Raw genomic sequence first — 13,091 nt, 5'->3', positions numbered from 1 at the left:
GCCGACAGTACCTGGCGCACGGCCGCTTGCGCAGTCAGGTCGAGGCCTGGTGCGGCGATCGTGTCTTCTTCCTCTGTCGTAGCGTCGTCCAGCGGGCTGACGCTAACTTCGACCCAGCTTAATGCATCGTTGATGCCGCCGCTGTGCAGCGGGAACCAGGCGCGCGCTGTCGACACGGCCGCTGACGGGTCGGCGTGCCCCGTCAACGCCCCCAGATGGGTTAAGCCATCCGCGCCGCTGACCTGGCCGAGGTGCCAGTGGTCGGACCAGCCCATCGCTGTGACTTGCGCGCTGTCGGGTTGCCAGACACCGCGCACCATGCGGTCGGCCAGCACGGCGGCCAGCTCCCAGTTGCGCTCATCAGCAGCTGGTGCGAGGTCGAGGCTAAGCACCACCTGCTCGCGGCTGTCGTGGCGCGCTTCGGTCAGACGGGCCAGTCGCACGACGTTTTGCATGGCTTCGCTCAGCTGCGGCGCGCCGGGCACCACGCACTTGACCTCTGCGCGGTTGGCGCGCGGGCGGCGCGTGGCCGTGATGGTGGCGACGCGGCCATCGGCCAGCACGGTGCGGCACTCGGCGGTGGGCGGACGCGGGGGCGTAAGCATGCTCATTTTCGCGCTCCCAGGGTTGGCTCGCGGCGCTCGATCTCTTCTCCTCCGGCCGGCGGCGGCACCGCGCGGCGGTTGGCCAGCGCAAATTCGAGGTTGGCGACCAGCCGGTCGGCTTCATCGTATAGCTGCGCTATCTCGTCTGCTCGCGCGAGCTTCATGCTGGCCAGCAGCGCCCAGGCATCGTCCAGTGCGCCGACGGCGGCCGCGGCATGTCCGGCACGTTGCGCCTGCTGCTCGCGCGGCAGCGCACGACCCGGCGTTGCCCATGCCAGCGATGGCATTGTGTTTACATCCAGCGCGGCCAGCGCGAACCGCTGCAGCAGCTCCTGCTGCACTGCGAAGCCACCTTCAGGAGGCGCGAGCATCCGCATTGCGGCCGACAGCGCCGGCAGTTCCAGGAACAGCCGGCGCAGGGCGTAAGCATCGCGTTCCGCCGGCGCGGCTTCATTAGCGCCACCGTGCGCCTGCTCCCTCGGCATCCCCTCGCCGCCCGGCGCGAAGTCAAATTGTAGCTCCATTGGTCRCGCACCGAGGGACGCTTGCGGAACCGGAGCCCCCGCGGTAGTCGTATCCGCCGCGTGCCCGCCAACCGCCGTAGCAGCATCCAGCGCAGCGCCCAGCCGTGCCGCTGAGGCGGTCGCAGGAGTGGGAGCGTACGGCGTGGCGGCGCTCAGCGCGGCTTCAGACGACGCGGCGGCGGATCGTTCGGTGGCCGACGGTGCTAGCGCGCCTGGCTTGGTGGCAGTTGGCGCAGCTCGCGACGGCGCAGCGTCCGATGGTGCCACATGGGTGGTCGAAGGCGTGGGAGCGGGCGGCGTGGCAGCGGGAAGCGCGACCGGATCGGCGCCCTGTCGCGCTGGCGGCGCGAGGGTGGCGCGGCGGGTGCGGAGGGTGGCGGCGAGGTCGGATGCCGGGTGGAGGTCGATGGGGTAGCAGTCTTCGACCGTCACGCCGAACCGGGTGTAGAGCAGTTCGTTCAGGCCGGCGCGGAAACCGTGCCATTCTTCGATGGATGTGCACGGCGGCAGATCCAGCAGCCCTTCACTAAGCGCCCCCTGCACCGCCGACTGCGCGGCAAACGCGAAATCGGATACGGACAGCGACGATGGCCCGCCAGCCAATTCGCTGGCCAGGAACAGATCGAAGCGCTGCTGCGCCATGCGTGGATCGCCCGCGTCAACCAGAAACTCCAGCCGCAATCCTGTTTCCGGCGCCGCAGAAAACGGCACAATGGCCAACACATAAGGCCCCGGATGAAAACACCAGGCCACCTCGCCATCGGACAAGCTCACGCGCGGCGTGCCGAAAGCGCCAACCCGGCGCGTCTGCCCAGAAGCTGCCACGATCACGGCGGTGCATGCCTCCGGCACCACGGCGCCATCGTCCAGGCGCAATGCGAGCAGCTCCCCGCCCAGCCGCTGCAAATCGGCGGAGGCGGAAGAGGCTTTGCCTCGTCCTCGCAAGCGCTTGAACAGTCCCATGACTTTATTGGCCGAGCGGCTCGATGGAGAACGCCGCGCCGCGCTGCTGGAAGTGCGCGGACGGCGCTTCCGCAAACGGCCAGGCACGTTCACACTCGCCGTCCGCATCGAGGCGCCCTTGCAGCACCACAGCGCCCTGCCCGTCCAGCACACGCAGCAAAGGACGCTCGCGCATCACATCCGCCGCAAACGGCGCCGACGCCTCCAGCTTCAGAATCACCTGCCAGCCATCGCCCTCAGCCAGAAAATGCAGGCTCCAGCAGCCATCATCAGTGCCCAGGCTATCCAACGCCGTGGCCGAAGCAGCAGCACGCAACATGCCGCGGCTGCCGCGCCAGGCGCTGACCATGGCAGCAGCCCGGCGGCGCTCCAGCGCCAGGTGACGGAAGCGTTTCAGCGTCAGCGGCGACGCATTCAACGCCGCCAATTGCGCGGCGTCAAGCGGACGGCTGCCGTCCAACGCCGCCAGCAGCACACTATCCGCCAGCGCCAGGCGGTCGTCCGGCGCCTCGCGGGCCAGCAGCAGACGCTCCTGCAATTTGCGTTCCGGCGTGGTCATATTCAATTACCTCTCCCGTACAACCTGTCTATCGTTTCATTGCGCCGCTTGCGCAGCGTGGGCACGGACATGCCGCCCATGACCGCCAGTTGCTGCATGGTCGGCAGCTCGCCGGTGGCCGGATCGCGCCAATCGTCCGGATAACTGTCGTCATCTGGACCGAGCAGCTTCTGGAACACGGCCAGGCGCACTGGCAGCGGTTCGTCCTGCAAAGCAGCCAATGCCTCTGTCTTTTCAGGATAGCTGGGGGACGGAGAAAGCTCCGGTTCGGCCTCCGATTCCGCGACCACCCGCCAATAATCCTCCAGCCAGGCCGTGGCGTCTTCCGAATCCTGCTGCCAGTCGCCATCCTGATTCGACGACAGCTCTTCATAATCGCCGATTTCCCTGAGCATTTCAGCAATCTTGTCAGGACTGTTCTTCAGGCTCGCGAAGCGTTTGGACTTGGTATGCAGCGGTCCCGGCGAGCCGGCAAACTGCTCCAGGGACTCGCTCCAGCGGATGATCCACTCCGCGCGGCAGCCGCTGATGGAAGTCATCTGGCGCACCTCAATTGGATGGCCTGCCAGCTCGCGTCCCAGAATCGCCCCAACCTGAGCGCCATTGCGCTCCCAGTTCGCGAACAGGGCCTCGATATCGCGATATGCCGTATCCAGCATGCGGTAGGTGTAGATCCTGTTGGGCGAGCAATCGCGGCCCGTGGCAGCCTGGTAATTGTCGGAATCGACCTTGTCGCGCAGGACGGCAAACATATCGTTCACCTTCTTGCGCAGGATGCCGTCGCCTGCCTCGTTGGCCCAGAATGCGCCAAGACGCCCATGTTCGGCCACGATGGCTGCCATGAAGGCATTCCAGAACGAGGGCTGCGCCTGCAGTTCGAACAGCAGGGCCAATGCCAGTTCGGCCACACTGTCGCCATAGCTGTTGCCGGACGCCTCGCCGCGCGAACGGCGCGCTACCTGGCGCAAGCCTTGCGCCATCGCATCCGTGTACCAATCGAGCAGCTTGGCGTGACGGGAGCCGTCGAGCATCTGGTGCAGATCGCACTGCCGGAACACGTCCAGCGAGCTGGCTCCCAGCAGCTTGCGCACGTGTTCCCAGCCGTGTTCCTGATAGCGGGTTCCTGGCAGCCGCATACTTTCCTGTTGATGAAATTGCACGCCGGGCCAGCGGATATCGCGCGGCTGCCGACGCATGTGCGCGTATCTTGTCACGTCCGGCGCTGACGCATTCTCAGCTGGACAGGCCTATTTCCCCTTCTTTTCATCGTTCTGCCCAGCCATTGCGGACAGCATGGCCGCGATGATGGGCGCCGCATGCTCGCCGCCGCTGGCTTGCGAATGGCTGATGAAGGCCGCGAAGGCCAGCCGGTGCGGCTGATTCGGCAGAGTGTTCGGCTCCAGCCAGCCGGTGAACCAGACCGTGGCCTCCTTGTCGCTGACAGGTGCGGTGCCGGTTTTGCCGTACAGGCCACGGCGGATTTGCGCCATCGGCGGGCCGCCGAACGCACCGGCGCCGGTGCCGATGTCCACGACGCCTTTCATGCCAGCGCGGATGCGGTCCAGGCGCACGCCGAGCGGCTGGCCATCGATGTCCGCCGCCTGTTTGCCGTCAAGCGCCAGCAGCAGGCGTGGTGTGACGGTGCGGCCGCTGCCGATGGCGGCGGAGGCCAGCGCCATTTGCAGCGGCGTCGCCTGCATGCGCAGGCCGATGGACATTTGCCGGAGCTCGTGGCGGCTGTGGATGGGGTCAATACGCGCTGGCGTGGCTTGCAGGGCGTCGTAGGCGGTCCAGGCAAAGTCCTTGGGCAGCAGGTCGCCATCGAGATGCATCGGCTGTTCGAAGCCGAGCTGGCGGGCTGCCGCGAGGATGGGACGGGCTGCATCGAGTGCGCCTGCTTCCAGTGGCTGCATGTCTGGGATGCCGCCGTCTGCACGTCCGAGAAGGCTGCGGTCACTCAGTTCGCCGGACCAGGCGAACCAGGTGTTGATGCTGTAGGTCAGGGCTTGCTGCACGCCGAGGCGGCCTTCCTGCGCGCGGCGGTCGACGTTCTGCTCGTGGTAGTTGGTAATGTGGGCCTGGTGCGGCGTCATCGGATAAATCGCGGCGCCTGTGCGGAAGGCGAAGCCGCGCACGTCGGCCATGGCGTTGATGGCGTTCAGCGGCAGGCCGCCCAACAGCGCGTTCAGTTGCGGGTCGTTTTGCGCGGCGCGTTCCAGGCCAAGTGCACTGATGATCTTGAAAGTCGAACCGGGGCTGTTGTTGGCGCCTCCGTCATGCTGCAGCGCCGGCAGCCGCAGTGGACTGCGCGCGGGGTTGCTGCGGTCGAAGTCACGCGCCTCCTGCCAGTTTTCCGGGCCAAGTTGCGGTTCGCCGCTGCCGGCGGCGGCAAGGATGTCACCGTTTTCTGCGTCGAGAAGGACGAAGCCAGCATGACGGCCGGCGGGCGGGATAGTGCTGTTGTGGCATTGTTTGCCGTCCCAGCGGCCCTGGCGCTGGCCCTGGCATTCCAGGATGGCTTGCGCGGTGGCCTGCAGTTGCAGATCAACGGTGAGCCGTCCGCTGCTGGATGCGCCGACAGCGGCACGCGCCAGCACGCCTGCAACGCTGGACGCCTGATCGGGGCTGATGCCAAGCATGGTCGCCAGGCCGGCTTCGCGCGCAGCGGGCAGTGGTGCGCTGTCGCCCCACAGCGGTGCGCCATTGCGGTCTTCAATGCGCACCGCAGCTGCGCTCACGCCGCGCGCGGCCAGCGCTGACGGGCTGCGGCTCAGTGCATGCCACTGCAGTTTTCCATTCGTTACCCGCAGGTGACGGTATTGCTGGTCGCCTGGCTGGGCAGCGGACGAAATGTCCAGCGGCGCGGCGCGCAAGGCTATTTGCGCGGTGCCTGGGTTGGGGCGCAATGTGAGGTGCTGCACGTCGGTGGACGCGCGGCAGGCGCGGCCCGTACACGCGTCCACGCTCGTCACGCGCGCACCGGCGACGCCGCCTTGCATGTGGCCGGCCAGCAGCAGGTCGATTGTCTCGCTGCCGCTGGCCGGTTGCGGCAGCGTGATGGTCAAAGTCGAGACACCAGCGCCAAGTCCTGCCGCACGCGTCCACGGCGCCCAGCCGACAGGCATGTCGGCAAACAGCCGCGCCGCCGACGCAGGCATTGCCGTCGAGGTCCCCGCCGCGCCGCCATCAACGCCGACGCCAATGCCGCGCGCACCGCCGCCAGTCGCGCCAACGCCAATCGGGCCGCCACCAATCAGGCCCGCACTGGTCGCGGAGTCCAACGCAATGACGCTCCAGCGTCGCGCGCTTGTTGCGCGTGTTGCGCTCGCGGTCGCGGTCGCGGCAGCATCCGAAGCGGCGGTGGCCGGGGCTGACGCAGCAGGTGGTGCGGCGCGGAGGCGCCAGGCGAAGAGGCGGCGTTCGCTGTTGAAGATGTCGATTTGCTGGCGGACGTAGGCGCCGTCGGCTTGCTGGTACAGGCGCTTCATCAGCGCGCGCGTGGATGGATCGTCACGCACACTCTCCCAGCCGGTCAGGCTCGCGGCACGGGTGTCGGGCGGCGCGGCGAGCCATTGCAGCAGATCGCGCGGTGCGGCTTCCGCCATGCCGTCAGAAGAGAGCCGCACCAGGCCATGTTCCTGCAGCGATTTGAAAAGCGTTTCGTCCTCCAGGGCAGTTGGCGCGGCGGACGGAATCACGTAGCGGCCGGGTGGCAGGCGTACGCTGGACGCACTCTGCGCGGCAAAGGCCACGACCAGCGCGCGGCCGTCATCCTGCCCGCGTTCGTATAGCTGCACCACCAGCTCACCGGCTTGCGGACAGCCAGCGGCCGCGCGTCGCTCGATGCGGATGGCGCCATCGGCCCAGGCCAGCCAGCCTTGACGCTGCAGCGTGCTGTCGGCACTGGCGCCCTGCTCCACTTTGCCAGCCGTGGCGTCGCTGACCCAGCGCGCTGGAATGTCTTCATTTTTCCAGCTGACGTGCAGCGGAACGTCCGGTGAAGCGCTACCACTCAACTGAATCGCCGGCATACGGCGACCGTCGCGCACGAGCATGACGTTGCGCGGGGCTGCGGATTCGTTGCGTGATGCCATCCAGCGCTCAACATCACTGAAATGCTGGCCCAGATGCAGTGGCATCAGGCGGCCATCGCTCCGCAGCTGTGTGCAGAGGTCGACGCGTACGGCGGGAGCTGCTTGCATGCCGCTTGCGATCAGCACTGCGCCATTTGCGTGCGCGTCGAGCGTGACGCCGGGCGCGCTGGGCACGTCGAAAGTCGCACCGGGTAGCACGGACTGCAGCGCGTCGGTAGCCTGGCGCTCGGCTTGCGAGACGGGAGTGGCCGCTGCGGCGGCGGTCAGGTTGCGGGCGTGTACCGCGATCAGCACGGCGCCGCCCAGCATCAGCGCGGCACAGCCGATTGGCAGCATGCAGCTGCGGATCGATGGCTCGGGCAGCCAGTGCGCCATGCCGGAGCGTTGGACACCAGCGCCAGTGCGAGCCGCGACGGAGGTGTCTGCACCAGGCGAGGTATCTGAGCGCGCGTTTGCACCCACGTCTGCGCGCACACCGGCGGACGCGGCGCGGACGTCCGGGCGCGGACGCCGCTGGCCTGCGCGCAGGTTGCGCCGACGGCGCGCGTCGCGACGCCAGGACGCGAGCGCCTGCGCCATCTCTGCCAATGATCGAGCCATCGTTCCCCCGGAAGTGTTCTTTGCACAGCCATAGCCGGGGGAAGGAGAAAGCGCTGAGCATCCGGCGCCGGTTTTCTGCATTTTGCGCCGCAAAATCCGCCGTTCGTCGCAGGCTCGTGGCGACGCGAGGGGTGCTTGGATACAGTGAGCACATGGACAGAACACAAACCCGTCCAGCCCCAGCAAAACCGAAAGAGGAACACGAAATGAAAGTCCTGCGTAACTTTGAAGCCCTGTTCATCGCCACCCTGGGCCTGGCTTGCGCCGCTAACTATGCTGTCGACAGTGTCGCAACGCACAAAGCTGAACCAAGCCGCGTCGCCACAGCCGCTGCGCCGTATGCCGCCAGCGCTGGTATGCAAGTGGTTGTTGTCAGCGCCAAGCGCATGAGCGCCGCCGAGAAAGCCGCTTCGCTGGCCGTTGAGCAAAAAAACGCCAAGATCTGAGAATGTAAGTATGTGCGTCAGCGCACACCGAAGTGTTAGCAGATTTCGGCATTTGTAAAAAACTGAATCAGGCTTACCTCCGTTATAGCTGGCTTGCTATAGTGAATTCAAAGCTTCACTAAACGGAGATAAACCATGATCAAATCTAAACTCATCGCTGCAGCCGCACTCACCTTGGGAATGGCTGCAATTGCACCGACCCAGGCGCTGGCCCAAGTGGGCGTTTCGCTTGTGATTGGCGACGCTCCACCTCCACCACGCTTTGAAAGCGTACCGCCTTTGCGCGCAGGGTACGTGTGGGCGCCGGGCTACTGGAATTGGGACGGCTACCGCCACGTGTGGGTCGGTGGCCACTGGATGCCGGAACGCCGCGGCTACCGCTATCACCCGGCAGAATGGGTGCGAGTGGATAACGGCTGGCGCCTGCAGCAAGGCGGCTGGAATACTTACTACGAGTCGCCGCGCTATGTAGAGGCACCTCGCTATGTTGAGGCGCCACGTTATTACGAGCAGCCGCGCTATTACCGTGATGGCCGCTATCACGACCGTGACCATGACGGCATCCCGGATCGCCGCGACCACGACCGCGACAACGACGGTATCCCGAACCGTTACGACCGTGACCGCGACGGCGACGGCGTACCAAACCGCTACGACCGCCGGCCGGATAATCCTTATCGCCACTAAAATTGGCGGATCGTTGATCCGCCCTACGAGGCCACCTTGCGGTGGCCTTTTTTTTACGGCTTGGCTTTCAGGTATTTGTCGAGGAATTCGACCATCTTTGCATTCGCCACCGCCTGGTTCTTCTTTTTGCTGAAGCCGTGGCCTTCGTCATCGAACACCACGTACTCAACCGGCACGCCGTTCTTTTTCACGGCGTCCACGATCTCGTCGCTTTCCGGTTTGATCACGCGTGGGTCGTTCTTGCCCTGGATGACCATCAGCGGACGGCGAATTTCGGAAGCGTGGAACAACGGCGAAGTCGCGGTCAGGAATTCCTTGTCTTTGACCGGATCACCGATTTCTTCGTACAGGGCCTTGCGCTGCGATTCCCAGTATGGCGGGATCGATTCCAGCGTACGAATCCAGTTGCTGACGCCGAAGATGTCCACGCCCACTTTGAACGTCTCAGGACGGAAGGCCAGCGCTGACAATGTCATATAGCCGCCGTAGCTGCCACCCATGATGCCAATGCGGTCCGCGTCGACATAGTTTTGCATCGCCAGCCAGGTTTTCGCTTCGACACAATCCCACAGCGGCTCACGGCCGTGCTTATGGTCGTCCGCCATGTGGAAGCTCTTGCCATAGCCGCTGCTGCCGCGGTTATTGATGCCCAGGACCGCATAGCCATTGTTGACGATGTACTGAATCAGGGCGCTGTAGCCGCGGCGCGTCTGGCCGCCCGGGCCACCGTGCACGAAGACCACCGCCGGCACCTTGCTGGCCGCAGAAGCGCCCTTCGGCTTGTAGTAAATCGACGGGATCACCATGCCGTCGAAGGACTTGAAGCGTACCACTTCCGCCTCAACCAAGTCTTCCGGATTGATTTCCTTGTTCAGACTTTCGGTCAGCTTGCGGCTCTGCTTCGTCTTCAGATCGTAGACATACAGATTGTTCGGCGAACGGTCACCGTTGACGTAGAAGGCCATCAGATTGCCGCTTTCGGAAAACACGACGCCACGGATTTCGCCGCCCGGAGCCTTCGGCAGCGCAACCAGTTTCTCGTCCTTGCCTTCCACGATGCGCAGCACGGTGCTGCCGTCCTGGTTCACCGAGCTGACACGGTAGCGGCCATTACGTGAGAAGCCCGTACCGGCCATATCCCAGTTGGCCTTCTCATGTTCGGCGACGGCGCCGGTAGCGAGATCGTAGGTACGGATGCTGGTAAATTCGCCGCCGGCGTTAGACAGGAAGTACAGCTTCTTCGACTCAGGATCGAAAGTCTCTGCGTCATAGGTGGCCGGTTCGGTGTGCTGCGTGATCAGCTTTTTCTCTTTCGTGACCAGGTTGTACAGGTAGATATCGCTGTCGGACGTGGTATTCGGCTTGTTCAAAGCCAGCCATTTCTCGTCGCGGCTGATTTCGGAAGGCGTGATGCCGTCCTCGTTCTTGTAGATCATCTCGCGCGAGTAGTCTTTGGCGTTGTAGCGGTACAAGTCGAAGTATTTCGGATCGCGTTCGTTGGTCAGCACGAAGAAAGACTTGCCGTCCGTGCTCCAGCCGCGGAACATGGCTTTCAGCTTGTCGCCCGGCGTCAGATCCTTCTCACTGCCATCGAGCTCGCGCACGAACAGGTGGTTCTGCTCATTGCCGCCCTGATCGCGCGTAAACAGAATCCGGTTATCCGTGCGGAAGAAGCCGACCGCGAAGGTGCTGTCCACCGTCGATCTGGTCAGCGCGACCGGCGTGCCGCCAGCGACGGGGATGGCGTAGGCATTGAAGATGCCGCTTTCATTGCTGGTGAAGAGGATCTGCTTTTCATCGGGGCTGAAGGAAGCACCATTGATGGAGGTGGTGGCCATGAACTGCTCGATCGTGTACTTCTTCGGCGTCTTTGGTGCGGCAGCAGCATGTGCACCGCCAAGCGACAGGGCAAGCACGGCGAGGCCGGCTGCGCGGAGGATCAATGCCATTGGTGGGATCTCCTGTTAGAATTTTTGGGAAATACAGCGCAACCAGTGTTGCAAAATCAGCTATACATGTCAACGAATCAGGAAAAAGCCCGCGCCGAAAAGCTCGCGCGGCAGAAAGTGCCCGCTTCCGCCGCCGCATGGCACGCGTGGTTTGACGGGTCAGCCAATCCCAATCCAGGCCGCATCGGCATAGGCGCCCTGCTGGAAGGTCCGCAAGGCGAGCGCATTGAAATCAGCCGCCAGGCCGGCCACGGCAGCAGCGGCGATGCCGAATATCTGGCGCTGATCGCGCTATTGGAAAAAGCGGTGGAACTGGAACTGGCCGAACTGCTGGTGTACGGCGACAGCCAGGTCGTGGTGCACGATGTGCTGCTGGCGCAAGGTTCGGGAGCGAAGGTTTTGGCGCACCACCGCGAGCGGGTGGGCGATTTGATGGCGCGGCTGGCACAGGTGAATGTGCGCTGGGTGCCACGCCACCGGAATGGCGAGGCGGATCGCCTGTCGCAGCAGGCGTCCGCCAGTAGTGCTGCTTAGCGGCGGCCCAGGCGCAGTGCCGGGCGCGCTGCGGCGCGACGGGCCTGCGATGCGGCGCCAGCTTCTTGGCCCACATTGAATACACTGACCACTTGCGCCAGGCTGGTACACTGCTGGCGCATCGAGTCCGCCGCCGCGGCCGATTCCTCCACCAGCGCCGCGTTCTGCTGCGTCACGGTGTCCATCTGGCCGATGGCTTTGTACACTTCATCGATGCCCACGCTTTGCTCCGCGCTGGCGGCGGTGATTTCGCTGATGATGTCCGTCACGCGCTGCACGCTGGCGACGATTTCTTCCATCGTGCTGCCTGCCTCGCCAACCAGCTTGCTGCCCTGATTGACCTTGTCGACCGAATCGTTGATCAGTTCCTTGATCTCCTTGGCCGCCCCGGCGGAACGCTGCGCCAGGTTGCGCACTTCGGAGGCCACCACCGCGAAACCGCGGCCCTGCTCACCCGCCCGCGCCGCTTCAACGGCAGCGTTCAGGGCCAGGATATTGGTCTGGAAGGCGATACTGTCGATCACGGAAATGATGTCCACGATGCGGCGCGAAGATTCGTTGATCGACTCCATGGTGCCGACCACTTCCGACACCACACTGCCGCCCTTCACTGCCACCGACGCCGCGGCATCCGCCAGCTGATTGGCCTGGCGGGCATTGTCGGCGTTGTTCTTCACGGTCGACGTCAATTCTTCCATCGACGAGGCGGTTTCTTCCAGCGAAGCCGCCTGCTGCTCGGTACGCGAGCTCAGGTCCTGGTTGCCCGCCGCGATCTCGATCGACGAGGTGCCGATCGAATCGGTGCCATTGCGTACTTCCAGCACGATGTTCAGCAGCGCCTGGTTCATATCCTTCAGCGCCAGCAGCAGCTGGCCAGTTTCATCCTTGCCGCTGACCTCAATCTGCGTGGTCAGGTCGCCAGCCGCCACACGGCGCGCGGCGTCCACAGCTTTTTGCAAAGGCTGGGTGATGCCGGTGGTGAGCAGCCATGCGCAGGTCGCGCCAAAGACCAGCACCAGCACGGCCAGAATCATCATCCTCGTGCGCCCGGTGGCGGCCGCATCGGCAATGTGATGCGCGATATTGTCGATTTTCCCGCGCTGCATTTTCAGCAGATCCTGAATCAGGGCCTGATAGGCGGCAGCGCCGGGTTTGTAGCCTTTCTCGAAAACGTCGTTGGCCTGCTCCAGCTCACCGGCCGCCTTCAGCTTGGCCACCTGGTCGCGTGTGGACAGGTAGACTTTGCGCTGCTCCATGATTTTTTCGAACAGCGCTTTCTCGTCGTCTTCGTCGATCAGGTCAACGATTTTCTTTTGCAGCTCGGCCGATGCGGCGGTGGATATCTTGCCTTCCTCCGCAAAATAAGCGGCCAGGCTTGGATCGCTGCTGCGCGCGATCGCGGTGGTACGACGGATAGCGCTATCTATCTTGCTATACCAATCGGAAATCATGCGTTCCTTGGCCAGCGGGGTTTCCATCATGTCGTGCGTGGCGTCGGCCACTTGTTGCAGGCGCCAGATGCCGATGGCAGTAATCAGCATGGCAAACGCCAGAATCACGGCAAACCCTAGCGCCAGGCGCTTGCCGATGCTGATGTTGTTCAAGGCTCGCATGTCGTACCTTATGCCGCCAGTTTCTCGATCAGGCCCATTTCGGTGCTGGACATCAGCTTGTCGATATCCACCAGGATCAGCATACGGTCATCCAGCGTGCCAAGGCCGGTGATGTATTCCGTGTTCATCGAACCGCCGATTTCCGGTGCTGGCTTGATCTGCTCAGGTTCGAGGATGGTCACGTCCGACACTGCATCCACCACCATGCCAACCACGCGGCTGCCGATGTTCAGGATGATCACGACGGTGAACGGGCCGTATTCCGGCTGGCCGAGATTGAAGCGGATACGCATATCCACGATCGGCACGATCAGGCCGCGCAGGTTGATCACGCCTTTAACGAAATCAGGCGCGTTGGCGATGCGGGTTGGGGTTTCGTAGTTGCGGATCTCGCTGACTTTCTGGATGTCGATGCCATATTCTTCTTGGCCCAGGGTGAATGCGAGGTATTCGGCGGGTTGAGTGCTCGTGGACATAATGGAAAGGAAACTACATTTGTGAAGGGAGTCTTCCAATG

General features: G+C 64.0%; 10 protein-coding genes and 1 pseudogene. 3 read left to right on the top strand and 8 right to left on the bottom strand.

Annotated features, from left to right (window positions below; genetic code table 11):
* From AB4Z11_RS07635 to AB4Z11_RS07615, 5 genes and pseudogenes are all read right to left on the bottom strand, one after another.
* A pseudogene (locus AB4Z11_RS07635) lies at positions 1-611 on the bottom strand (hypothetical protein); the annotation flags it as partial.
* Positions 608-2,092: a hypothetical protein gene (locus AB4Z11_RS07630; protein WP_442024036.1), complete on the bottom strand. Its 1,485-nt coding sequence runs from the start codon at positions 2,090-2,092 to the stop codon at positions 608-610. The pseudogene AB4Z11_RS07635 and the gene AB4Z11_RS07630, both read right to left, overlap by 4 nt.
* A gap of 4 nt (positions 2,093-2,096) precedes the next feature.
* Positions 2,097-2,651, bottom strand: a complete 555-nt coding sequence (locus AB4Z11_RS07625; protein WP_442024038.1) for a hypothetical protein — start codon at positions 2,649-2,651, stop codon at positions 2,097-2,099.
* 2 nt (positions 2,652-2,653) lie between these two features.
* Positions 2,654-3,787, bottom strand: a complete 1,134-nt coding sequence (locus tag AB4Z11_RS07620; RefSeq protein WP_442024034.1) for a hypothetical protein — start codon at positions 3,785-3,787, stop codon at positions 2,654-2,656.
* Between the two features lie 111 nt (positions 3,788-3,898).
* Complete coding sequence (locus AB4Z11_RS07615) at positions 3,899-7,345, bottom strand: penicillin-binding transpeptidase domain-containing protein (RefSeq protein ID WP_442024032.1); 3,447 nt, start codon at positions 7,343-7,345, stop codon at positions 3,899-3,901.
* Positions 7,346-7,551: 206 nt separating this feature from the next.
* Here AB4Z11_RS07615 and AB4Z11_RS07610 point away from each other — a divergent pair, with 206 nt between their 5' ends.
* Together AB4Z11_RS07610 and AB4Z11_RS07605 are read left to right on the top strand one after the other, a co-directional pair.
* Complete coding sequence (locus tag AB4Z11_RS07610) at positions 7,552-7,791, top strand: hypothetical protein (protein WP_442024028.1); 240 nt, start codon at positions 7,552-7,554, stop codon at positions 7,789-7,791.
* A gap of 135 nt (positions 7,792-7,926) precedes the next feature.
* On the top strand, positions 7,927-8,478 hold the full coding sequence (locus tag AB4Z11_RS07605) for a YXWGXW repeat-containing protein (RefSeq protein WP_442024026.1): 552 nt from the start codon (positions 7,927-7,929) through the stop codon (positions 8,476-8,478).
* A gap of 53 nt (positions 8,479-8,531) precedes the next feature.
* Here the strand turns inward: AB4Z11_RS07605 and AB4Z11_RS07600 are convergent, their stop codons facing one another.
* A complete protein-coding gene (locus AB4Z11_RS07600) occupies positions 8,532-10,427 on the bottom strand; it encodes an alpha/beta fold hydrolase (RefSeq protein ID WP_442024024.1) in 1,896 nt (631 codons plus the stop codon).
* 66 nt (positions 10,428-10,493) lie between these two features.
* Between AB4Z11_RS07600 and AB4Z11_RS07595 the strand changes: the two genes are divergently transcribed.
* On the top strand, positions 10,494-10,961 hold the full coding sequence (locus tag AB4Z11_RS07595; RefSeq protein ID WP_442024022.1) for a ribonuclease HI family protein: 468 nt from the start codon (positions 10,494-10,496) through the stop codon (positions 10,959-10,961).
* Here AB4Z11_RS07595 and AB4Z11_RS07590 read toward each other — a convergent pair.
* The gene (locus AB4Z11_RS07590) at positions 10,958-12,574 is read right to left on the bottom strand and encodes a methyl-accepting chemotaxis protein (protein ID WP_442024020.1); all 1,617 of its coding nucleotides are present in this window, start codon (positions 12,572-12,574) and stop codon (positions 10,958-10,960) included. The two genes, AB4Z11_RS07595 and AB4Z11_RS07590, sit on opposite strands and share 4 nt — an antisense overlap.
* Positions 12,575-12,582: 8 nt before the next feature.
* Positions 12,583-13,050: a chemotaxis protein CheW gene (locus AB4Z11_RS07585; protein ID WP_442024018.1), complete on the bottom strand. Its 468-nt coding sequence runs from the start codon at positions 13,048-13,050 to the stop codon at positions 12,583-12,585.
* Positions 13,051-13,091: the final 41 nt, after the last annotated feature.

Source organism: Pseudoduganella sp. RAF53_2 (genome assembly GCF_052113985.1).
GTDB lineage: Bacteria > Pseudomonadota > Gammaproteobacteria > Burkholderiales > Burkholderiaceae_D > Rugamonas.
This window is presented reverse-complemented; position numbering and strand designations above follow the sequence as displayed.